Genomic DNA, 22,602 nt, shown 5'->3' on the forward strand with positions numbered 1-22,602 from the left:
CGGCCGGGCCTGTCAAGCCCCGGGGGGTGTCCCGCCCTACCCGAGCCAGACCGTGGTGTCCGGCGGGAGCACCCCCTCCTCGTCGAGCGGCGTGCTGCTCAGCAGCAGCTCGCCGGGCGGCAGCGGCACGGGCGCGCCGGACAGGTTGGCCACGCACCGCCAGCCCTCGCTGCGGTCGAACGCCAGCACACCGTCCGGGGTGTCCTCCCGCCAGGTCAGCTCCTCGCCCTCCAGCAGCTTCCGGCGCAGCTTCAGCGCCAGCCGGTACAGCTCCAGGGTCGAGCCCTCGACCCCGTCCTGCGCCTCGACGGCGTAGCGCGCGAAGACGTCCGGCTGCGGCAGCCAGGCGCCGCCCGCGCCGAAGCCGTACGACGGGCCGGTGGTGGTCCACGGAAGCGGCACCCGGCAGCCGTCGCGGCCCTTGCGGACGTGGCCGGTCTGCTCCCAGATCGGGTCCTGGAGGACGGCGGTGGGCAGGTCGGCGACCTCGGGCAGGCCCAGTTCCTCGCCCTGGTAGAGGTACGACGACCCGGGCAGCGCCAGCATCAGCAGGGTCGCGGCGCGGGCGCGGCGCAGCCCGGCGGCGGGGTCGACGGCCGGGGCGCTGCCGCCGGACAGCAGCCAGGCGTCGAGGTCGGTGCCGGGCGGCAGGACCAGCCGTGAGGCGTGCCGTACGACGTCGTGGTTGGACAGCACCCAGGTGGCGGAGGCCCCGGCGGCGCGGGCGGTGGCGAGCGAGTCGGTGATGACGCGGCGCAGTTCGCCGGCGTCCCAGCGGGTCTTCAGGTACTCGAAGTTGAAGGCCTGGCCGAGTTCGTCCGGCCGGGCGTACAGCACCCGGCGGGGGCCCGGCACCCAGGCCTCGGCGACGGCCATGCGGGGCGGGGAGTAGGCGTCGAGGATCTTGCGCCAGTCGCGGTAGATCTCGTGGACCTCGTCGCGGTCGAAGAAGGGGTGGGTGCCGGGGGCGAACTCGGTCAGGTACTCCTCGTCGCTCAGCTCGGGCGCCCCGAGGTCGCGCAGCGGCTCGCTCAGGTCCTTGGCGAGGGCGTGCGCGACGTCGACGCGGAAGCCGTCGACGCCCCGGTCGGACCAGAACTTCAGGGTGGTGCGGAAGTCGGCGCGGACCTCCTCGTTCTCCCAGTTGAGGTCGGGCTGTTCGGGGGCGAACAGGTGCAGGTACCACTGTCCGTCGGGGACGCGCTGCCAGGCGCTGCCGCCGAACACGGACTGCCAGTCGGTGGGCGGCAGTTCCCCGCCGGGGCCGCGTCCGTCCCGGAACACGTACCGGTCGCGGGCGGCCGAGCCGGGCCCGGCGCGCAGCGCCTCCTGGAACCACACGTGCCGGTGGGAACTGTGGTTGGGGACGAGGTCGACGATGACCTTCAGGCCCAGCCGGTGCGCCTCGGCGGCCATCGCGTCGAAGTCGTCGAGGCTGCCGAGGCGCGGGTCGACGTCCCGGTAGTCGGCGACGTCGTAGCCGCCGTCGGCCAGCTCGGACGGATAGAACGGGCTCAGCCACAGCGCGTCGACGCCGAGCGCGGCGAGATGGGTGAGCCGCTGGGTGATGCCCTTGAGGTCGCCGAGTCCGTCGCCGTCGGCGTCGGCGAAGCTGCGGGGGTAGACCTGGTAGATGACGGCCTGGCGCCACCAGTCGGGGTTCTGGGAGGAGAGGTCGAGCACGCGGTCTCCTTCGCGGCATTGCGGGTGATGCGGGTGACAGTGCAATGACTGTCCAGATCGCCGGAAAAGCGAACATTCCTTGCGCCGCAGCGGGTTACCGGACGGATTGTCAGATGATGTGATGCCCTTGTTGTCGCAGGGCGTTCTGTCGCCGGATGGCGCTCTGTCGTCGTGCGGCGTTCCGCCGACGAACCGTCAGGCCCCTGCCGGCCCTTCCACCGTCGCCAGCCACAACTTCACGTACCGGTCCACGTCCACGTCCAGGGCCACGTCCACCAGGCCCGGTGCGCGGCCCTCGCCGTGGATCTCGGCCTCGCCGGGGCGGGGGCGACGGTCGACGACGGTCTGGCCGCGGGCCGGCCCCGGGGCGAGGGAGACCTCGACCGGCAGCAGACGCGTGGTGAGGCCGGCCGGGTCGGCGACCGCGCACACCGCGCCCGCGTCGCCGAGGCCGCCGCCCGGGTCGGCCGGGTCGGCGTCGGGGGTGGCCGGGCGGTGGGCGAGGAGTTCGCCGGCCAGCCGGGCGCCGGGCTCGGTGCTCGCCCGCAGCCGCCGGACGTCGGGGCCGGGGACGACGACCCGGGTGAACACGTCGAGTCCGTACATGGTGATCGGCACCCCGGCGGTGAGCAGCACCGCCGCCGCCTCCGGGTCGTGCCACACGTTGAACTCGGCGACCGGCGTCGCGTTCCCGCAGGCCACCGCGCCGCCCATGAACACGATCCGCTCGATGTTGCGGGTGACGTCCGGGTGGGTGCGCAGCAGGAGGGCGATGTTGGTGAGCGGGGCGGTGGGGATCAGCGTGACCGGGCGGGGCGAGGCGAGGATCTCGCGGCGGAGCAGGGTGACCGCGTCCACGTCGGCCGGGGCGCGGGCGGGGGCGGGCAGACCGAGGTCGCCCATCCCGTCCTCGCCGTGCACGTGCCGTGCCGAACGCGGCGGCTCGACCAGCGGCCGCTCGGCGCCCCGCGCGACGGGGATCCCGGGGGCGCCGGCCTGCTCCAGCACGGTGAGGGTGTTGCGCACGACCCCGTCCACCCCGGTGTTCCCGGCGACACAGGTGACCGCGCGCAGGTCGAGCCCCGGGTGCCGGACGGCGAACAGGAGGGCCAGGGCGTCGTCGACGCCGGTGTCGCAGTCGATGATCACGGGGATGGGCCGGCCGGTCACGGGCACTCCTTCCGTCTGCGACGAACCCTATGCGGACTCCCCGCTCCCCGCGGCCTCCCACAGCGCGGTGCCGCGCGCGGCGACCCGCTCCGCGACGCGCCCCAGCAGGGCGTCGGCCGGCAGGACCCCGGGCCGCCGCCCGTCCCGCAGCCGTACGGCGGCCAGTCCGCCGCCGGCCTCCCGCTCGCCGACCACCGCCTGGTACGGCACGAGCCGCGCCGCCCGGATCCGCGCGCCGAGGCTGCCCTGCCCGGGCCCGCGCAGCTCGGCCCGCAGCCCCAGCCGTACGGCCCGTTCCACGATCTCTCCCGCCGCCGCCTCCTGCGCCTCGGCGACCGGCAGCACGACGAGCTGCACGGGCGCGAGCCACGCCGGGAAGGCGCCGCCGTGCTGCTCCATCAGGTGCGCGACGGCCCGCTCGACGCTGCCGATGACGCTGCGGTGCACCATGACCGGCCGGTGCCTGCCGCCGTCGGCGCCGATGTAGTGCAGGTCGAAGCGTTCGGGCTGGTGGAAGTCGATCTGGACGGTGGAGAGGGTGGACTCGCGTCCGGCGCCGTCCACGACCTGCACATCGATCTTGGGCCCGTAGAAGGCGGCCTCGCCCGGCACGGCCTCGTAGGCCACCCCGGCCGACTCCAGCACCTCCCGCAGCAGCGCGGTCGCCCGGCGCCACAGCTCCGGGTCGGCGACGTACTTGCCGCCCTCGCCGGGCAGGGAGAGCCGGAAGCGGGCGGCCCGGATGCCGAGGTCGGCGTAGGCGCGGCGGATGAGGGCGAGGGCGTCGCGGGCCTCCGCCACGGCCTGGTCGAGGGTGCAGAAGATGTGGGCGTCGTTGAGCTGGATGGCCCGGACGCGGGTCAGCCCGCCGAGCACCCCCGACAGCTCGGAGCGGTACATGCCGCCCAACTCGGCGATGCGGAACGGGAGTTCCCGGTAGCTGTGCGAGCGGGAGCGGTAGATGAGCGCGTGGTGCGGGCACAGGCTGGGCCGCAGCACGATCTGCTCGGCGCCCAGCTCCATGGGCGGGAACATGTCCTCGCTGTAGTGGTCCCAGTGCCCGGAGATCTCGTACAGCTCCCGCTTGCCGAGCACCGGCGAGTACACGTGCCGGTACCCGGCGGCCCGTTCGGCCTCCCTGACGTACTCCTCCAGGGTGTGCCGTACGACGGCCCCGTCGGGCAGCCAGTACGGCAGCCCGGCGCCCATCAGCGGATCGGTGTCGAAGACGCCCAGTTCGCGGCCGAGTCGTCGGTGGTCGTACGAGGTCATCGCGGTCTCCTCTCGCTTCGAAGCCCTCTCGGTTGCGAGGTGAGCACCGCACGACGAAGCCCCGGGGCGCTCACCCCGGGGCTTCGGACATCTGATCAGCCGTCAGCGCGCCGGGACACTCTCCGGCGTCGTCGTCCAGGACGGGATGGCGCGCTTCACGGACCCGACGGTAGCGGGGGCCGGCGCGCGGGCGCGAGGCGTTTTCTCCCGGCGGCCGCGCATGATCACCCGGACGGCCCGGCGCGCTGGTGACCCGTCGCGGGCAGTGATGCCGTGGACGTACCCCGTCGCCACAGCCCCCGCTCCGAAGCCCCTGGAGTCCCCCTCGATGCCCCGATCGCTGCCCTCGTCACCCGCCCGGACCGGAACCCGCCTCACCGCCTGCGCCCTCGCCGCGGCGGCCCTGCTCGGTGCCGCCGCCTGCTCCGCGATCAAGGTGGAGGCGGAGCCGCGCGGACCGGCCACGCCCTCCGCGTCCTCGCGGGCCGCCTCGTCCGCCGCCCCCGCCCGGTCCCCGGCCCCGGCGACCGCCCCCGCGCTGACCGACGCCCAGGCCCGGGAGGCGCTCATCGGCGCGACGGACCTCGGGGAGCCCTGGACCCCCACCAAGGGCGCGGCGACCTGGCGGGACGCCTTCCTCAAGACACGGGCCGCCCAGGGCACCGACCCGGACTGCCAGCGCCTGCTCGACGCGCTCTACGCCGACGAGCTGCTGGGCGCGCCCGCGCGGGCGGTCGTCGCCCTGGACGACTGGTCCAGCGGCTCCCAGCTGCGCTACCAGGTCACCGCCCAGCGCCCGGCGGAGGTCGACCGCACCCTCGCCTGGATGCGGACGCTGCCCGGCAAGTGCGCCGGGTTCTCCGCCACCACCGCGTCCGGCACCGAGCAGCGGGTGGCGGTGAACGGCGCCCCGCTCCCGGAGGTCGGGGACGCCCGCCAGGCCCTGCGGCTCACCGTGACCATCGAGTACGAGGGCGAACCGGTCACCCTCACCCTGCACGCCGTGGCCGTCCGCGTCGGCGACGACGCCCTCACCCTGACCAACGGCGGCCTGGGCGACGTTTCCCCCGAGGTCACGACCGGGGTGACGGAACTGGGCGCCGAGCGGCTGGGGGAGGTGCGCAGGCACGGGCGGGTGCAGGTGTGACGCGCCGCTCGCGGGCGGGGGCGGCTATTCGAAGTCGAACGGCTTGCGCTGGGCGACCAGTTCGTGGGCGAGGTCCAGGACGGTGCGGCCGTGGGCGAAGGCCCGGGCGCGGAGCAGGGACAGCGCCTCGTCGGAACCGATGCCGAGGCGGGCCATGATCATGCCGACGGCCTGGAAGACCTGGTCGTGGCCGTCGGCCAGGTCGGACAGCCAGGTGCCGTCGGCCCGGCCGCCGTACTCGTCGCCGCAGGGCAGGGCGGTGAGCGCGACGGTCATGACCTTGGCCACGAGGTGCGCGATGTGCAGTTCGCGGGCCGTGAGGGTGCCCGGGGCGTCCCGGTACAGGTCGAGGGTGCCGACGCAGCCGGCCCCGTCACCCAGCGGCAGCGCGTACACCGCCCGTACGCCCGCCGCGGTCGCCTGCTGGGCGAAGACGGGCCAGCGGCCGGCGTTCGCGGCCGAGGTCAGGTCGGCGGCCAGCACGGGCCGGCCGCTGCGGGCGGCGTCCAGGCAGGGCCCCTCTCCCAGGGTGGCCTGGATCTCCATGAGGTCGGCGGCCCGGTCGTCCCCGGCGCTCAGCGGCACCGGCATCCGGCCGCCGCACAGCGAGACGCTGGCGCAGTCCACCGGCAGCACCCGGGTCGCGACCTGGCACAGCCGGCGCGGCAGGTCGCCGGGGCCGACGCCGCGCACCGACTCCGCGATCACGTCGGCGGCCCACGCCCCGTCCCGCTCTTCCCTGGGCCGCACGTCCGACCCCCTTTCACGGTGGTGAACCGGGGACGTGGCCCGACTACCCGACCGGGGTGTCCCGAAACGACCGTTTCGGCCACGCCGGGGCCCGGCTGCGTCAGGGCGTTCGGGGCGCCCCGTCCACGGCCACCCCGCGCTCCGGCTCCGCCGCCTGTGCCGGTCCCGCGTTCGCCGCCGTGATCAAGGCGGTCGCGGCGATGACCGCGGCGGCGAGGGCCCTGGCGTAGCGCCGGGCGGCCTGGGGGGTGAGACGTGCGGGCGCGGACACGGGCACGGCAGACCTCGCAAAGCAAGCGAACGATTAAGCGGGCTTAACTTCTCCGGTTACGTTCTTCCAACCTAGGGGGTGCGGACTTCAACGGGAAGAGCCGTCTTGCCAGTTGGCGCTGGCATCATGAGCGCATGGCGGAGCGCGACGACCCGGAGACCATCGGGCGCAGGGTGCAGCGGTTACGACGGGAACGCGGTCTGACCCAGCGGCAGCTGGCGGAGCCCGTCTACACGCCCGCCTACATCTCCACCCTGGAGTCCGGCCGCGTCCGCCCCTCCGACGAGGCCCTGCGGCACCTCGCCGGCCGGCTCGGCGTCGCCTTCGACGAGCTGGCCACCGGCCGCCCCGCCCACCTCGCCACCGACCTGCGGCTCCGCCTCACCGAGGCCCAGCGCACCCTCGCCACCGGGGACGCCGAGGAGGCCGCCCGCCAGTACGCCGCCCTGCTCACCGAGGCGGAGACGCACGGCCTCGCCGACGCCCGGTACACCGCCCTGCTCGGCCTCGGCGAATGCGCTCTCGACACCGGCGACCTCGGCGCCGCCCGCCGGCACTTCGAGCACGCCGAGCAGGCGCTCGCCGGCGCCCCGCTGCCCGCCCGCGTCCCCGCCCTGCGCGGCCGGGCCGTCGCCCACTACCTCGCCGGTGAGCTCCGCTACGCCGTCTACCTGCTGGAGACGACTCTCGACGAGCTCAACCGGGGCGGCCTCCACGACCCCGACGCGCTGCTGCTGCTGTACGCCAGTGTCATCGGCCCCTACATGGACATGGGCGCCCACGCCCGCGCCGCCCAGGCCGCCGAGTTCGCCCTCGCCCTCGCCCCGCGGGCCGCCGACCCCGCCCTGGTCGCCCGGATGCACCGCTCGGTGGCCCGCACCCTGCTCGCCGAGGGCCGTATCGCCGAGGCCGACGCCTCCCTCGCCAAGGCGGCCGAGCTGTACCGCCAGCTCCAGATCCGCACCGAGCTGGCCAACTGCCACTGGATGCGCGGCTACGTCCACGCCCAGAACGGCGACCTGGAGCACGCCGAGTCCGAGCTGCGGGCCGCCCAGACCATGCTCTCCGCCAAGCGCGCCGCCCTCTACAGCAGCCAGGTCGCCGTCGAACTCGCCGACGTGCTGCACCGCCGCGGCAAGTCCGAGGAGGCCGCCGCCCTCCTGCACGACGTCCTCGGGGACCTCTCCTCCGAGCGCGGCGCCGTGCACGCCGCGGCCGCCCACCGTCTCCTCGGCCGGATCGCCGAGTCCGCCCGCGACACCGACACCGCCGAGGAGCACTACGTCCGCGCGCTCAGCCTGCTGGAGCGCGCGGGCGCGGCCGGCGACCTCGCCGACCTGTGCCGTCTCCTCGGTGACCTGCTCCGCCGCACCGGCCGGGTGGAGGCCGCCCTCGACGCCTACCGCACCGGCCTCGGCCACCGCACGGCCCCCGGCACCACCACCCTCGGCCCGGCCCCCGCCCAGCCCCCTCTCGGCTGAGGAGCCACGCCAGGGCCCGCCAAGGCCGTCAGGGCTGCGGCTGCGGCTCCAGGCGGCGCAGCTTGCGCTGGACGTGTTCCAGCGCGCCCTCCCTGCGCCCCGGCACCCGTGCGCGCAACCCGGCCAGGGCGATGCCCAGTTCGCGGACCCGGTCCGGTTCCGTGACCTGCCCCCACTGGTGGTGCGCCCGGTCCACCGCCGACTCGACGGCGGGCGCGTCCACGGCCTGTCCGGCGGCCAGCCGGGCGGCGGCCACGGCCAGCCAGGTGCGGCAGCTGCGCGCCGGGTCACCGGCGAACATCGCCAGGTCGGCCCGTACCTCCGCCCAGTGCAGCGCCTCCTCCGAGCCCGCCCCGTGCGCCCGTACGGCGGCCTGCTCCCACTGCGCGGCGAGCGTGTCGGCGTGGGCGTGCCGGCCCGACTGCACGGCGGCGGTGATCGCGGCGTGCGGGTCGTTCGCGGTGACGGGCGGGGCGGCGGTGAGGACGAGGTCGCCGGTGCCGCCGGTGCGCAGCAGGGCCTGCTCGTGCAGCTGACCCAGCGGCGGGCGGTGGCCGCTGCGCAGTATCGTCGCGAGCGCCTTCATGTAGGCCGGGGCGGCGGGGGTGTCACGGCGGCCCGGCGGCGGGGCGATCCGGCCGTAGACCGCGCTGGTGCGGCCCGTGTCGAGCGGGGTCGTGCGCAGCAGCTCCCAGGTGTCCGCGTCGGCGTGCAGGTCGACGATGACGGTGGTGTCGCCGGGGGCGCGCAGCCGCAGCTCCTCGCGGAACCAGTGCCAGGGGAAGGCGGTGTAGCGGACCGTGGCCGGGGTGGTGCGGGCGAGCGCCAGGTGGGGCAGGCGCTGGCGGCGGTCGAGCTGGAGCTGGCCGGTGACGTAGACGGTGAGCGGGCCCGGTGCCCCGGCGGCGGCGCGCAGCCGGGTGAGGACGGCCTGCGGCTCCAGCGGGTCGGCGAGTTCGACGACGTTGGCGGTGTCGGCGCCGGCCAGCACGGCCGGGTCGACGGCCGCGAGCACGGGGAGCACGGCCGCGGCGTCCACCAGCCGCCCCCTGCCCACGGGCGACGCGGCGAGCAGCAGCACGGTTCCGGGCATTCGGTCCCTCCCCCTGTCGATCACGTACGCAAAGCACCGTAACCGGTAATCGCGGGCCCGGGGGGCCGCGCGGGCGTCTTCACAGCCCGGCGCTCTCCGCCCGCCGGACCGCGAAGATCGTCGTGTCGTCCTCCAGCCGGCCGCCGCTGTGCCGCAGCACCGCGTCCCGGACGTACGCCACCAGCCGCCGGGGACCGGCCATGCGGGGATCGGCGGCGAGCACGCCCGCCACCGCGTCGGCGAGCGGGTAGAACGCTCCGCCGTCGTCGCGGGCCTCGGTGACGCCGTCGGTGGTGAGGAGCACGGTCTCGCCGGGGGCGAGGGGGAAGCGGCGCACGGACGGCGGGCGGGCGCTCCCGGCGGCGAGTTCACCGAGGCCGAGGGGGAGGCGGTCGCCGGGCGGCAGGGTGCGGACGCCGTGCGGGCCGGCGACCAGCGGGGGCTCGTGGCCGAAGTTCACGATGTCGACGGTGCCGGGGGCGTCCTCGTGGAAGCCGAGGAGGAGGGCGGTGGCGAACCGGTCGCTCTCCCCGGCGCGGCCCACGGCGACGGTGTGGCCCCGGTGCCGGAACATCCGGGTCTCCAGCCGCTCGGCCACCGTCCGCAGGTCCGCCTCGTGGTACCCGGCCTCGCGGAACGTGCCGAGCAGCGCCGCCGCCGTCTCCACCGCGCCGAGGCCCTTGCCCTGGACGTCGCCGACGAGGACACGGGTGCCGTTCGGGCCGGGCTGGATGTCGTAGAAGTCGCCGCCCACCCTCGCCTCCACGTCGGCGGGCAGGTACACCGCGGCGTGCTCCAGGCCGCCCCACACCGGCGGCAGCGGACGCAGCACGGTCCGGCGGATGGTCTCGGTGATGTACCGCATCCTCAGCATGTGCTCCTGCCCGCGCACGCGGACCGCGCAGGCCAGGGTGGCGAGGACACCGCCCACGGCGACCAGGATGAAGTCGGGCAGCCCGGCCTGGTAGGCGTCCGGCCACAGGCCGTCCACGACGGCGTACGTCACGACGGACAGCACCGCGAACACGGCCGTGCCCCACACTCCGCAGATGGTGGCGGCGATCCCGGGCACCAGCACGATCCAGGAGACGATCCGGAAGTCCTCGCCGGTGTACACGTCGATCACCGCGATGGTCACGAGCAGCAGCAGCGGCGGCACCCACGCCACACTGTGCCCGCGTACCCGGAGCAGCTGCTGCCGGTCCAGCACGTCGGGGCGCGCGGCACGTGGATAGCGCTCGCGCAGACGCCGGACACCGCCGCGGCCGTCGCGCGCGCTCACGGGCTCCATGGCCCCCAGCGAAGCACGGGGCCGGGCGCCGCGCATCCGGTCCCCGCCCCCGCGGCCCGGCCCGGACACGGTGCGTGACCTGCCGAGTTGCCGGTGCTGTCGGCCAGGTGTGCCCTGGAAGTCAGGGGCGAGGAGAGAGGAGTCCTCCCATGGCTCACGCTGCACCGGTCCCCCGGCGGACCACCGGCGTCACCACCCGCGAAACCCGCCTGCCCGATGTGTTCTCGGCGCGCACCCACCGGATCGCGAGCTGGGCCTGGCCCGTGAGCCTCGGCCTCGTCTACGGCTACTGGGTGGCCGCCAACGACCGGTCCGGGGGTCCCATCACCGGCTGGAACGTGCTGCTCGGCTTCGCGTCGGCGCTCGCCTTCACCGTGCTGTACATGGCCGTCCGAGCGGCGGGCCCGCACCTGCAGCGGGAAGTGCACGCGCTGCTGTGGGCGGTGTTCTCGGGCTGTGCGTTCGGCTTCCTGTACGCGCAGACCGGCGCCAGCATGTGGGCTTCCGTCGGCATGGGCGCGTGGATCGGGCTGGTCATGTTCGCGGTGCTGTTCTACCGCTACTACACCCACGAGGACGCGGAAGGCCGGCGCACCGGCTGACCCACGACGGCGCGCGGACCCCGGCATGGCGACCGGGACCCGCGCGTCTCCCTCATCCCTCCACTCGCCTGGACGACGGGAAACCGTTCGCGATCGCTCCCGGTCGTCCGACGAGGTCTGAAAGCAAGTGTGTCGACAGCACCAGGAAACACCCGTTCGGGTGAGCCCTCCACTTGAGCGCCGAAACCGCAGTTCCGACGGTGTGTGAGGCGCCGCCGCGCCGGGCGCCGCACGCCGCCATACGGCCTTACCGGGCTCGCGCGGGCCGCGCGTACGCCGTTGCCTTGAGGTGTGTCCCCCCGTATTCCGCCCCGCGTACGAGACGGCCTGGCGGCCGTGCTCATCGCCCTGGCCTGCTGCGCGCTGCCGTTCGGCGTGCTGGCGGCCTGGGCGGCGTACGGACTGACGGACACCGGCCGGTACGTGCGCACGATGGGGCCGCTCGCCGCCGACCCGGCGGTGCGGGAAGCCGTCGTGGACACCGTCGAGGCGGAGGTGATGGACGAGCTGAGCCCGCCGTCACGGGCCGTCATGGGCCCGTTCGTGCACGACGCGTTGCGCTCGTTCACCCGCACCGACGCCTTCCGCGCGGGCTGGGACGCCGCGAACCGGGTCACGCACACCGCGCTGCTGCACGCCGTACGCCAGGACGGCGAGGGCCCGGTCACCGTCGATGTCGCCCCGGTCGCCGCCGAGGTCAGACGCCACCTCGCCGACCGGAACCTGGCGTTGGCGGACCGGATCCCCGTCGGGCCCACCGAGGTGGCCGTGCTGCCCGCGTCGGACGCCGACCGGCTGCGCAAGGGGTACGACGTGCTCGAAGTCGCCGGGTTCTGGCTGCCCTGCGCGTCCGCGGTGTTCGCCGTCACCGGGATCGCCGTCGCCGCCTGCCGCCGCCGCGCCGTCACCGCGACCGCGCTCGGCAGCGCCCTCGGCGGCGCACTGCTCGCCCTCGCGGTCGCCGTGGGCCGGCAGCTGACCCTCGCCGGCCTGCCCGCCGTGTCGCACCGCCCGGCCGTCGGCGCCGTCTACGACGCCCTCACCACCCCGCTGCGCACGGTCTCCTGGCTGCTGTGCGCGATCGGCCTCGCGGTCGCCGCGGCGGCCTGGCTCAGCGGCCGCTACGGCCCCGCCGGGCGACGTCGGCGAGTGTCCGCAGCGCCCGCTCCAGATCGGCCGGCGGAGCCGACGCGAGCCCGAGCCTGACCGCGTCCGGGGTGTGCGCCGGGTCCACGGCGAAGGCGCGGCCCGGGGTGACGGCGATGCCGTGTGCGGCGGCGGCCGCGGTGAACGTGTCGGCCCGCCACGGCGCGGGCAGCTCCCACCAGGCGTAGTAGGCGTGCGGGTCGGACCGTACGGCGAATCCGGGCAGACAGGCGGCGAGCAGCCGCTGCCTGCGTGCCGCGTCCGCCCGCTTGGCGGCCACCAGCCGGGCCACCGTGCCGTCCTCGATCCACCGCACCGCCGCGTCCAGCGCGAACCGGCCCGCGCTCCAGCCGCCGGACCGGATCGCGGCGGCCACGGCCGGCACCCGCTCCGGCGGTACGACGAGGAAACCGGCGGTGAGACCGGGCGCGACCCGCTTGGACAGTCCGTCGACGACGTGCGTGAGGGCGGGGGCGAGGGCGGCGAGCGGGGTCTCGGGCCGCAGGAAGGACCAGACGCGGTCCTCCACGACCGGGATGCCCAGGTCGGTGACGACGCGCGCGACGGCCCGCCGGCGCGGCTCGGGCATCGTCCGCGAGGTCGGGTTGTGCAGGGCCGGCTGGAGGTAGAGGGCGGAGAGCGGGGCGCTGCGGTGCGCGGCGGCGACGGACCGCGGAAGCGGTCCCTCGGCGTCCGTGTCGAGCGCGACGAGGGTGATGCCGAGCCGCCCCGCGATCTCCTTGACCAGCGGATACGTGAGCGTCTCCACACCCACCCGGCCACCGGGGCGGACCAGCGAGGCCAGCGCGGCGGCGATGGCCTGACGGCCGTTCCCGGTGAACAGCACCTGCCCCGGGGCGGGCCGGTGGCCGGGAACGCCGAGCAGTTCCGCCACGGCCGCGCGGGCGCCGGACGTGCCGGTGGCGGGGGCCGGGCGCAGCGCGTCGGTGAGGGAGGCCGGGTCGAGGAGGGCGGCCAGGGCGGGGGCCAGCAGCTCGGACTGGCCGGGGGCGGAAGGGTAGTTCAGCTCCAGGTTGACGGGGGTGACGGGCGGGTGGCCGGCGGGCTCCCGGCCGGGGGGAGCGGTGGCCGTCGGCTCGGTGAGGGCGCGGGCGTCGGCGGTCTCGGGCGGGGTGGCCCGGACGAAGGTGCCGCGGCCGACCTCGCCGACGACGAGGCCGCGCCGTACCAGTTCGCCGTAGACCCGGCCCGCCGTGGAGGCGGCGACCCCGCACCGGCGGGCGAACGTCCGCTGCGGGAGCAGCCGCTGGCCCGGCCGGAGCCGGCCGGAGGCGATGTCGGCGGCGACGCGGTCGGCGAGCCGCAGGTAATCGTCCATGTAAGCCCCCTCGTTGGCATTGCACCGAGGGCAAAGATCCTATTGCACCGAGGAGTTGGCGGCCCGTACGGTCGAAGCCATGAGCCCCTTCCTCGCATACGAGGACAAAGGCACCGATACCGCTTCCGCTACCGGCGTGCCGCTCGTCCTCGTCCACGGCCACCCCTTCGACCACACCATGTGGGCCCCGCAGATCGAGGCGTTCGCCCCGAGCCGCCGCGTCATCGCCCCGGACCTGCGCGGCTACGGCGCCTCCCCCGTGGTCCCCGGCGTCACCCCGCTCTCCGCCTTCGCCGAGGACGTCGAGGCCCTGCTCGACGAACTGGGAGTGGACACCTTCGTGCTCGCGGGCCTCTCCATGGGCGGCCAGATCGCCATGGAGTGCTGCGCCCGCTTCGGCCACCGCGTCCGCGGCCTCGTCCTCGCCGACACCTTCGCCGAACCCGAGACCCCGGAGGGCAGGCGCGCCCGCAACGCCATGGCCGACCGGCTGCTGCGCGAGGGCATGCGGGGCTACGCCGACGAGGTCCTGCACAAGATGGTCGCCCCGTACGCCGACCCGGCCGTGCGGTCCCATGTGCACGGCATGATGACGGCCACCCCGCCCGAGGGCGCCGCGGCGGCCCTGCGCGGCCGCGCCGGACGCCCCGACTACCGGCCCGTGCTGACCCGGATCGCGGTCCCGGCCCTGGTGGTGGTCGGCGAGGACGACGAGTACACCCCCGTCCCCGTCGCCGAGTCCCTGCACGCCCTGCTCCCCGACTCCACCCTGCGGGTCGTCGAGGGCGCGGCCCACATGCCGAACCTGGAACGGCCGGCCGAGTTCAACGAGGCGCTGGCCGCCTTCCTGGCCCGGATCGCGCCGTAATCCCCTGGTGGCGGCGGTGGCCCCCCGGCTACCGTCACCGTTCATGCGCGAGACGACGACCCTGTGGCGCCCCACGGGCCCGGAGGAGCTGGCCCTCGTGGAGGCCTCCGGCTGGACGGCCTGGCCGCCGCGCCTGCCCGAGCAGCCGATCTTCTACCCGGTCCTGAACGAGGACTACGCCGTCCGCATCGCGCGGGACTGGAACGTCCCCGCCTCCGGCGCCGGTTACGTCACACGCTTCGAGGTCGACTCCGCCTTCCTGGAGCGCTACCCGGTCCGCCAGGCGGGCGGCGAGACCATCCTCGAACTCTGGGTGCCGGCCGAGGAGCTGGAGGAGTTCAACGCGCACATCGTCGGCCGTATCGAGGTCGTCCGGGAGTTCCGCTGAGGACGGCGGCGGTCTGGTGCTCCGGGCCGCTGCCGGCGTTCCTGCCCTGGCTGCCGGTGCCGACCCGCACAAGGCGCCCATAATGGGCGCATGCCCCGAGAGTTCCGCATCGGCCTCACCCCTCCCGACTGGCTGGTCCGGAACCTCCGACCCCAGCGGGCCCCCGTCAACCGGCCCGCCATGGCCAGGGCCGCCGTCGCGATGGCGCTCCCGCTCGCCGTCGGACTCGCGGCCGGCGAACCCACGTACGGCGCCCTCGCCTCCATGGGCGCCCTCTCCGGTGTCATCGGCGACACCGCCGACGCCTACCACCTGCGCATCCTGAACATCGCCGTCCCTCAGCTGTTCGGCGCCGTCGGCGTCACCCTCGGCTCCCTCACCTACGGGCACGGCTGGCTCGCCGTCGCCGTCCTCACCGCCGTCGCGCTGGTCTCCGGGATGATCTCGACGATCGGCGCCGTCGCCTCCGTCTCCGGACTGCTCCTGCTGCTCAACGCCGTGGTCGGCGCGGGCCTGCCCATGCCCGGCCCCTGGTGGCTGGCCCCGCTGCTGATGACCGGCGGCGGACTCCTCGTCCTCGCCCTCGCCCTGCTGTCCTGGCCGCTGCGCTCCGGAGTGCCCGAACGCACCGCCGTCGCGCGCGCCTACCGGGCCGTCGCCGACCTGCTCGCCGCGTGCGGCGCCGACACCGGGACGTACGACGAGGCCCGGCACGCCGCCACCCAGGCCCTCAACCAGACGTACGACGTCGTCCTCGCCCACCGCTCCCGCTACCACAGCCGCAGCCGCGAACTGACCCGTCTGCTCGCCCAGTTGAACGCGGTCACCCCGGTCGTCGAGGCGGCCCCCGCGGCCCACCTGGCCGGCGTCCCGCTCCCGCCCGAGGTGCCGCAGTCCGCCCGGCACCTCGCCGAAGCGGTCGAAACCGGCTACAGCGGACCGATAGGGCTCCGCCTGCCGCTGCCGCTGACGGAGACGGGCCGCGCCGTCGACCAGGCCCTGCGCCACGCCGCCGACGTGGTCGCCACCCCCGACATCGACCCCACCGGCACCCCCGACCCCCTCGGCCGGCCCGCCGTCCTGCGCGTCCGCGCCGCCCGCGCCGCCCGCGGCGTCCTGCTGTCCGCCGCGTCCTGGCGCTACGGCCTGCGCCTCGCGCTGTGCATCGGCATCGCGCAGGTCCTGGTGTCGACCGTCCCGGTCCCCCGCTCCTACTGGATCGCCCTGACCATCACCTTCGTCCTCAAGCCCGACTTCGGCTCGGTCTTCTCCCGCGCCCTGCTGCGCGCCCTCGGCACGGTCGCCGGGCTGGTCGTCGCCGCCGCCGTCCTCGCCGAAGTACCGCGCGGCTGGTGGGACGTACCGGTCATACTGCTCCTGGCCCCGCTGATCCCGGCCCTCACCCCCAGGAGCTACGGCTATCAGACGGCCACCATCACCCCGGTGATCCTGCTCCTCTCCGACATCCTCAACCGCGAGGGCACCGCCCTGCTGCTGCCCCGCCTCGTGGACTCCCTCATCGGCTGCGCGATCGCGCTCGTCGCGGGCTATCTGCTCTGGCCGGAGAGCTGGCACACCCGGGTCGGCGACCGCCTCGCGGACGCGGTCGCGGACACCGCGCACTACGTCGAATGCGCGTTCCGCCCGGGGGCGGAGCCGGCGGACCGCGCCCGGATGCGCCGCCGCCTCTACCGCGATCTCTCCGCCATCCGCACCGAGTTCCAGCGCGCCCTGACCGAGCCGCCGCCGACCGGCCGCCTGGCTGCGGCCTGGTGGCCCCTGGTGGTGGCGGTGGAACGCATCGTCGACGCGACGACGGCGGCCCGCGTCCGGGTGAAACAGGGCGCGGCGGCACCGTCCGCGGCCGAGGTCACGCAGGTCGCCCTGCAACTGAGGGAACTCGCGGACGGCGTACGGGAGGCCGAAACCCTGTACGCCGTCCGCACCGACCTCACCGGCCCGCCGGGCAGCGTCCTGGAGCCGGTACGCCAGGAAGTGGCGGCGGCGCGAGCGATCGCGTCGCCGCACTGAGGATCCGGCCGGCCGGATCAGACGCCGATGTCGGCCCCGTCCTCGCGCCACACGGCCACGACGGCGGGCCGCACGATCTTCCCGGGCCCGTCGGGCCAGGCCGACGCCGGCTTCTCGACGCTCGCCCCGTCGATCTCACCCGGGTGCTGCACGGCCACCAGCACCCGCCGGTCCTGGATCACAGGCCCGCACGTCTCCGCCCCGTTCGGCATGGTCGCGAACTGCTTCAGCTCACCGCGCCGGTCACCCCGCGTCGCCACGCCGAACAGCCCGTCGTGCGAGCCGAGCTGCGCGCCGTCCGTGGAGATCCACAGGTTGCCGTGCGGGTCGAAGGCCACGTTGTCCGGGCAGGAGATCGGGCTGACCTTGTCCTTCGGGAACCCGGCGAAGTACGTGGCCGGGTCGTTCGGGTCACCGGCGACGAGGAACAGCGACCAGGCGAACTTCCTGCTGTCCGCGCGGTTCCAGCGCTCGGTCAGCTCCAGCACCTGACCGTGCTTGTTGCTGTTGCGCGGGTTCGCCTCGTCGGCGGCGGCGTAACCCGTCTTGCCCCGGTTGCTGTTGTTGGTGAGCGCCACGTACACCTTGCCGGTGTGCGGGTTCGGCTCGATGTCCTCGGGCCGGTCCATCTTCGTCGCGCCGACCTTGTCACCGGCGAGCCGCGTGAAGACGAACACCTCTTCGGCGGTCATGCCCTCCACGTGCGAGACGGCGCCGTCGGCGGTCGCGGTGGCCAGCGGGATCCACTCGCCGGAGCCGTCGAACTCGCCGTCGGACGGCAGCTTGCCGGTGCCGTCGATCTCGATCGCCGGGGAGTCGCCGGTGAGCCTGGCGACGTACAGCGTGCCCTCGTCGAGCAGCGAGAGGTTGTGCTCGCGCACGGCCCGCGACGAGCCCTTCCTCATCCGCTTGCTGCCGACGAACTTGTAGAAGTAGTCGAACCGCTCGTCGTCACCGGAGTACACGACCGGCCGCCCGTCCTCGGTCAGCCGCACCGTCGCACCCTCGTGCTTGAAGCGGCCGAGCGCGGTGTGCTTGCGGGGCGTGGAGTCCGGGTCGTACGGGTCGAGCTCGACGACGTAACCGAAGCGGTGCGGCTCGTTCGGCTCCTGCGCCACGTCGAACCGCTTGTCGAAACGCTCCCACTTGCGCTCGGTGGCGCCGGAACCCAGCCCGTACCGCTTGTCGGTGGCACGGCTCGCGTTGGCGAAGTACTGGTTGAAGTTCTCCTCGCCGTGCAGCGTGGTGCCCCACGGGGTGGTGCCGCCGGAGCAGTTGTTCAGGGTGCCGAGCACCTTGGTGCCGGTCGGGTCCGCGGACGTCTTCAGCAGATCCGAACCCGCCGCGGGCCCGGTCAGCCGGAACTCGGTGGTGGCGGTGACACGCCGGTTCAGCGGGTGCCGGGGCACGGCGACCAGCTTGCCGGTCCGCCGCTCGCCCTCGACGACGACCGCGGAGAGCCCGTGGGCGGCCCAGGCGATCTCGACCTGCTCGCGGGTCGGGTCGGCGGCGTCGTAGCCGCGGAACATCAGCACCTCGTCGGTGTACTCGTGGTTCGCGACGAGGATCTGCCGCCCGCGCTCGCCCGGCAGCGGCAGCAGCGCGAGGAAGTCGTTGTTGTACCCGAACTGCCCGGCCTGCGCCTTCGCCGACTGCTTCTCCGGGTCGAACGCGGGCGCACCACGCAGGATGGGCTCGCCCCAGCGGATGACGACGTTCTGCGCGTAGCCGTCGGGGACGGTGACGGCGTCGGCGGTGTTCGGCGCGACGGGGGTGAACCGCAGACCGCGGGCGCCCCTGCCCTTGGCGCCGGAGGCGTCCTTGGCGGGCAGGCCGGCCGCGGGGGCGGCACTCGCGGGCGTGGGCGTACCGGCCACCACGGCAGCACCCGCGGCGGCGGTCGCGGTCACGACGGCGGCGGCACGCATCACGGAGCGGCGGCTGAGGGCGGAGGCGATGACGTCGCCGACGTACGGGTTGGCGGTGGTGTTCGGCACCTCGTGGAAACAGGCGTCGCCACACCGGAAACGGCAGGTCAGAGCGGACCTGCCACCCGGATGCGAGTCGGACGACGTTCTGATGATGGGCAGCGTGATACGACGCACTTGTCTGTTCTCCCCTGACTTCCCCTGGATTCCAGCGCCACGGACGCTAGGAGCACGTTTGTGCGGGAGCGGGGCCAGCGTGTGAACGGAGAGTGAACCCACAGTGGCTGTAGTGAGCCCTTGACGCCCCTCAAGATCGCCACCAGGGCCCGCTAACCTTACGTGTCCGTCGTGGCCAGGGATTGACGGGCTACAACTCACGCGAAGGGTTGCGCACATGGGCATTCTCACTCTCCTGCGGAACGCATTCGGCCGATCCCGCAAGCCACGCCAGGCCGAGCCGGAGGGTGCCACCCAGGAAACTCCGGCAACCTCAGAGGCCCCGCCGGCCCAGGAATCTGCCCCGGCAGAGCGGGAAGCTCCGGCACAGCAGGAAGCTCCGGCACGCCAGGACGTCCCGGCACAGCAGGAAAACCCCGCCCCGCGGGAAACCCCGGCCGCCACAGTCCCGGACCCCCGCCCGGCCGACGAGGAACACGAACTCGTCGCCGCGGCCTTCGACAATGTGACGGTCCCGAGGCCGACGCAGGGGGAGGAGACGGCGGGGGCGGACACGACGCCGGGGCCGGTGGAGACGCCGGGGGTGGTGGAGACGCCGGGGGCGGAGGAAAAGCCGAAGGCCGAGGAAAAGCCGAAGGCCGAGGAGCGGACTCCGGTCGAGGGGACGGCGGAGGCCGAGGAGCAGACTCCGGTCGAGGGGACGGCGGAGGCCGAGGAGCAGACCTCGGTCGAGGGGACGGCGGAGGCCGAGGAGCAGACCTCGGACGAGAAGTCGCCGCAGGCCGAGGAGACGGCGGAGGCGGAGAAGGCGCCTGAGCCGGTGGAGACGCCGAAGGCCGAGGAGCAGACGCCGGTCGCGGAAGCGCCCGTGGCGACGGAGGCCCCTGAGGCAGAGGAAGCCCCGAAGGCCGAGCAGGAGCCGGAGCCCCAGCCGCAGCCGGAGGCGTCGGCGAACCCCGAGCCGACCGCCGAGGCGATCGCCCACGAGCCGGAGGCACTGGCGGAGCCGGAAGCACCGGCGGAGCCCGAACCGACCCCCGCCCCCGAAGCGACCCCCGAGCCGGAGGCGACCCCCGAGCCGGAGGCGACCCCCGAGCCGGAGGCGACCCCCGAGCCGGAGGCGACCCCCGAGCCGGAGGCGACCCCCGAGCCGGAAGCACCGGCGGAGCCCGAGCCGACCCCCGCCCCGGACGTTGCGGCGGAGCCCGAGCCGACCCCCGCTCCCAAGGCCACGGCGGAGCCGGCCCCGGCCGCCACCCCCGAGCCCGCAGCCGCCGACGGCGAGCCCGCCCCGCAGGGGCCACCCGCACCCGACGACGAATCCGTCACGGGTGGTGCGGGTGGGAACACCACGGCCGAAGGCGAAGCCGAGGCCGAACCGGAACCCGCAACCGCCGACACCAAGCCCACCCCCGCCCTCCCCCTCACCCGCCTGAAGTCCCGCGCCCCCGCCCTCACCACCGCCTACAAGGCAGCCGGCACCGCCCTCAAGAAAGCCGACCTCACCGGCACCCGAGCGAAGCTCTACCTCGTTCTCGACCGCTCGGCCTCCATGCGCCCGTACTACAAGGACGGCTCCGCCCAGGCCCTCGCGGAGCAGACCCTCGCCCTCGCCGCCCACGTGGACCCGGAGGCGACGGTCCACGTCACGTTCTTCTCCACGGAGCTGGACGGCACCGGCGAGCTGACCCTCTCCGACCACGAGAACAAGATCGACGAGCTGCACGCCGCCCTGGGCCGCATGGGCCGTACCAGCTACCACGTGGCCGTCGAGGACGTCCTCGCGCACCACGACAAGACGGCCGGCCCGGACACCCCCGCCCTCGTGATCTTCCAGACCGACGGCGCGCCGGACGCGAAGACCCCGGCGACCCAGGCCCTGACCGCCGCCGCGAGCAGCCACCCGCACATCCACTTCGCCTTCGTCGCCTTCGGTGAGCACGACAACAAGGCCTTCGACTACCTGCGCAAGCTGAAGTCGGACAACGCGTCCTTCTTCCACGCGGGCCCGGCCCCGCGAGAGCTGACGGACGCCGAGCTGTACGAGGGCGTACTGGCGGGCTGGCGCCCGTAGAACCCCGCCTCGGCCTCACGCCCGAAGGGCCGCCCCTTCCCACCCCTCAAAACGGGAAGCGGGCGGCCCACCCATGTCGGCTACGATTTCAAGGTTCGCAACAGACAAGAACACCGACCTGGGAGCAGCCCCCCGATGGCTCGACACCTCATCACCAGCGCCCTTCCGTACATCAACGGGATCAAGCACCTGGGCAACATGGTGGGGTCCATGCTCCCGGCGGACGTGTACTCCCGGTACCTCCGCCAGCGCGGTCACGACGTCCTGTACATCTGCGCGACGGACGAGCACGGCACGCCCGCCGAGCTGGCCGCGAAGGAGCAGGGCCTGCCGGTCGACGAGTTCTGCGCGCAGGCGCACGACGCCCAGAAGGCCGTCTACGACGGCTTCGCACTCGCGTTCGACTACTTCGGCCGCAGCTCCAGCGCCCAGAACGTGGAGATCACCCAGCACTTCGCGCGCAAGCTGAACGAGAACGGCTTCATCGAGGAGCGCGCCATCCGGCAGGTGTACTCCCCCACCGACGGCCGCTTCCTCCCGGACCGCTACGTCGAGGGCACCTGCCCCCACTGCGGCTACGACAAGGCCCGCGGGGACCAGTGCGAGAACTGCACCCGCGTCCTGGACCCGACCGACCTGATCGACCCGCGCTCGGCGATCTCCGGCTCCACGGACCTGGAGGTCCGCGAGACCAAGCACCTCTTCCTCCTCCAGTCCAAGCTCCAGCACGAGGTCGAGGCCTGGGTGGCCCGCCACGAGGACGACTGGCCGCAGCTGGCCTCCTCCATCGCCCGCAAGTGGCTGAACGAGGGCCTGCACGACCGCGCCATCACCCGTGACCTGGACTGGGGCGTCCCGGTCCCCGCGGACACCTGGCCGGACCTGGCGGCGGAGGGCAAGGTCTTCTACGTCTGGTTCGACGCCCCGATCGAGTACATCGGCGCGACGAAGGAGTGGGCGGACCAGGACCCGGAGAACCGGGACTGGAAGTCCTGGTGGTACGAGGCGGACGACACGGTCCGCTACACCGAGTTCATGGCCAAGGACAACGTCCCGTTCCACACGGTGATGTTCCCGGCGACCGAGCTGGGCGTCCGCGAGCCGTGGAAGAAGGTCGACTACGTCAAGGCCTTCAACTGGCTGACGTACTACGGCGGCAAGTTCTCCACCTCGCAGAAGCGCGGTGTCTTCACCGACCAGGCACTGGAGATCCTGCCCGCCGACTACTGGCGCTACTTCCTCATCGCGAACGCGCCCGAGTCGGACGACTCCTCCTTCACCTGGGAGCACTTCACCGCCACGGTGAACAAGGACCTGGCCGACACCCTGGGCAACTTCGTCAACCGAGTCCTCTCCTTCTCCAAGAAGCGCTTCGGCGAGGAGGTCCCGGCGGGCGGCGAGCCCGGCGAGGCGGAGACCCGCCTCGGCGAGGAGATCGCCCGGCTCCTGGCGGAGTACGAGGAGCACATGGAGGCCCTCCAGTTCCGCAAGGCCGCCGCGGCGCTCCGCGCCCTGTGGTCGGCGGGCAACTCCTACCTGGAGGAGAAGGCCCCCTGGCTGGAGATCAAGACCGACAAGGACGGCGCCGCCCTCACCCTCCGTACCGCGATGAACCTCATCCACCTCTACGCGGTGGTGTCCGAGCCGTTCATCCCGGCGACCTCGGCGGCCATGCGCGGCGCGTTCGAGCTGGCCGACGACACGGCGGCCTGGGTGACCGAGGAGGAGGCGAAGGCCCTGTCCTTCGTCCCGGTCGGCACCCCCTTCACCGTCCCGCCGGTGATGTTCGCCAAGCTCACGGACGACGACCTCGCCGCGTACAAGGAGCGCTTCGGCGGAGAAACAGCCGCGTAACAGCTCCTCCGACGACTCTTTTCGGACCCCCCACTCA

At 74.2% G+C, this 22,602-nt stretch carries 18 protein-coding genes; 9 read left to right on the forward strand and 9 right to left on the reverse strand.

What is annotated here, in order from left to right; translation table 11 throughout:
* Nucleotides 1-36: 36 nt before the first annotated feature.
* The 3 genes from AMK31_RS35280 to thrS all read right to left on the reverse strand — a co-directional run bounded on the left by AMK31_RS35280 (nt 37) and on the right by thrS (nt 4,224).
* Entirely contained in the window at nt 37-1,683 is a 1,647-nt protein-coding gene (locus AMK31_RS35280) for a glycoside hydrolase family 13 protein (RefSeq protein WP_079187068.1), read from the reverse strand.
* Between the two features lie 195 nt (nt 1,684-1,878).
* On the reverse strand, nt 1,879-2,853 hold the full coding sequence (locus tag AMK31_RS35285; RefSeq protein WP_073944836.1) for a nucleoside hydrolase: 975 nt from the start codon (nt 2,851-2,853) through the stop codon (nt 1,879-1,881).
* A gap of 27 nt (nt 2,854-2,880) precedes the next feature.
* Nucleotides 2,881-4,224, reverse strand: coding sequence for a threonine--tRNA ligase (gene thrS / locus AMK31_RS35290; RefSeq protein ID WP_274535990.1), 1,344 nt, complete (start codon nt 4,222-4,224; stop codon nt 2,881-2,883).
* A gap of 229 nt (nt 4,225-4,453) precedes the next feature.
* Here thrS and AMK31_RS35295 point away from each other — a divergent pair, with 229 nt between their 5' ends.
* Nucleotides 4,454-5,272 (forward strand): hypothetical protein, encoded by an 819-nt coding sequence (locus AMK31_RS35295; RefSeq protein ID WP_107468818.1) that lies wholly within the window; start codon nt 4,454-4,456, stop codon nt 5,270-5,272.
* Between the two features lie 24 nt (nt 5,273-5,296).
* On the opposite strand, the gene AMK31_RS35300 is transcribed toward AMK31_RS35295, so the two are convergent.
* Entirely contained in the window at nt 5,297-6,022 is a 726-nt protein-coding gene (locus tag AMK31_RS35300; RefSeq protein WP_073944838.1) for a GAF and ANTAR domain-containing protein, read from the reverse strand.
* Between the two features lie 100 nt (nt 6,023-6,122).
* On the reverse strand, nt 6,123-6,293 hold the full coding sequence (locus AMK31_RS41165) for a hypothetical protein (protein ID WP_198948642.1): 171 nt from the start codon (nt 6,291-6,293) through the stop codon (nt 6,123-6,125).
* A 134-nt stretch (nt 6,294-6,427) separates the two neighbouring features.
* On the opposite strand from AMK31_RS41165, the gene AMK31_RS35305 reads away from it, so the two are divergent.
* The gene (locus tag AMK31_RS35305) at nt 6,428-7,774 is read left to right on the forward strand and encodes a helix-turn-helix domain-containing protein (RefSeq protein WP_073944839.1); all 1,347 of its coding nucleotides are present in this window, start codon (nt 6,428-6,430) and stop codon (nt 7,772-7,774) included.
* Between the two features lie 28 nt (nt 7,775-7,802).
* Here AMK31_RS35305 and AMK31_RS35310 read toward each other — a convergent pair whose 3' ends face one another.
* Together AMK31_RS35310 and AMK31_RS35315 are read right to left on the reverse strand one after the other, a co-directional pair.
* Nucleotides 7,803-8,867, reverse strand: coding sequence for a hypothetical protein (locus tag AMK31_RS35310; protein WP_073944840.1), 1,065 nt, complete (start codon nt 8,865-8,867; stop codon nt 7,803-7,805).
* A 79-nt stretch (nt 8,868-8,946) separates the two neighbouring features.
* Nucleotides 8,947-10,158: a PP2C family protein-serine/threonine phosphatase gene (locus tag AMK31_RS35315; protein ID WP_241842830.1), complete on the reverse strand. Its 1,212-nt coding sequence runs from the start codon at nt 10,156-10,158 to the stop codon at nt 8,947-8,949.
* A 149-nt stretch (nt 10,159-10,307) separates the two neighbouring features.
* Here AMK31_RS35315 and AMK31_RS35320 point away from each other — a divergent pair, with 149 nt between their 5' ends.
* Together AMK31_RS35320 and AMK31_RS35325 are read left to right on the forward strand one after the other, a co-directional pair.
* Nucleotides 10,308-10,760, forward strand: coding sequence for a hypothetical protein (locus AMK31_RS35320; protein WP_073944841.1), 453 nt, complete (start codon nt 10,308-10,310; stop codon nt 10,758-10,760).
* 303 nt (nt 10,761-11,063) lie between these two features.
* Nucleotides 11,064-11,966, forward strand: a complete 903-nt coding sequence (locus AMK31_RS35325; RefSeq protein WP_073944930.1) for a hypothetical protein — start codon at nt 11,064-11,066, stop codon at nt 11,964-11,966.
* Here AMK31_RS35325 and AMK31_RS35330 read toward each other — a convergent pair.
* Nucleotides 11,872-13,245 (reverse strand): aminotransferase-like domain-containing protein, encoded by a 1,374-nt coding sequence (locus tag AMK31_RS35330; RefSeq protein WP_073944842.1) that lies wholly within the window; start codon nt 13,243-13,245, stop codon nt 11,872-11,874. The two genes, AMK31_RS35325 and AMK31_RS35330, sit on opposite strands and share 95 nt — an antisense overlap.
* A gap of 79 nt (nt 13,246-13,324) precedes the next feature.
* Between AMK31_RS35330 and AMK31_RS35335 the strand changes: the two genes are divergently transcribed.
* From AMK31_RS35335 to AMK31_RS35345, 3 genes are all read left to right on the forward strand, one after another.
* Entirely contained in the window at nt 13,325-14,113 is a 789-nt protein-coding gene (locus tag AMK31_RS35335; protein ID WP_073944843.1) for an alpha/beta fold hydrolase, read from the forward strand.
* 43 nt (nt 14,114-14,156) lie between these two features.
* Nucleotides 14,157-14,501: a hypothetical protein gene (locus AMK31_RS35340; RefSeq protein WP_073944844.1), complete on the forward strand. Its 345-nt coding sequence runs from the start codon at nt 14,157-14,159 to the stop codon at nt 14,499-14,501.
* Nucleotides 14,502-14,591: 90 nt separating this feature from the next.
* Nucleotides 14,592-16,532 (forward strand): FUSC family protein, encoded by a 1,941-nt coding sequence (locus AMK31_RS35345; RefSeq protein ID WP_073944845.1) that lies wholly within the window; start codon nt 14,592-14,594, stop codon nt 16,530-16,532.
* 17 nt (nt 16,533-16,549) lie between these two features.
* On the opposite strand, the gene AMK31_RS35350 is transcribed toward AMK31_RS35345, so the two are convergent.
* Complete coding sequence (locus AMK31_RS35350) at nt 16,550-18,637, reverse strand: PhoX family protein (RefSeq protein WP_198948643.1); 2,088 nt, start codon at nt 18,635-18,637, stop codon at nt 16,550-16,552.
* A 217-nt stretch (nt 18,638-18,854) separates the two neighbouring features.
* Here AMK31_RS35350 and AMK31_RS35355 point away from each other — a divergent pair, with 217 nt between their 5' ends.
* Together AMK31_RS35355 and metG are read left to right on the forward strand one after the other, a co-directional pair.
* The gene (locus tag AMK31_RS35355; RefSeq protein WP_073944846.1) at nt 18,855-20,711 is read left to right on the forward strand and encodes a VWA domain-containing protein; all 1,857 of its coding nucleotides are present in this window, start codon (nt 18,855-18,857) and stop codon (nt 20,709-20,711) included.
* Nucleotides 20,712-20,846: 135 nt separating this feature from the next.
* Nucleotides 20,847-22,565 (forward strand): methionine--tRNA ligase, encoded by a 1,719-nt coding sequence (metG, locus tag AMK31_RS35360; RefSeq protein ID WP_073944847.1) that lies wholly within the window; start codon nt 20,847-20,849, stop codon nt 22,563-22,565.
* Nucleotides 22,566-22,602 lie beyond the last annotated feature (37 nt).

Source organism: Streptomyces sp. TSRI0107 (assembly GCF_001905845.1).
GTDB lineage: Bacteria > Actinomycetota > Actinomycetes > Streptomycetales > Streptomycetaceae > Streptomyces.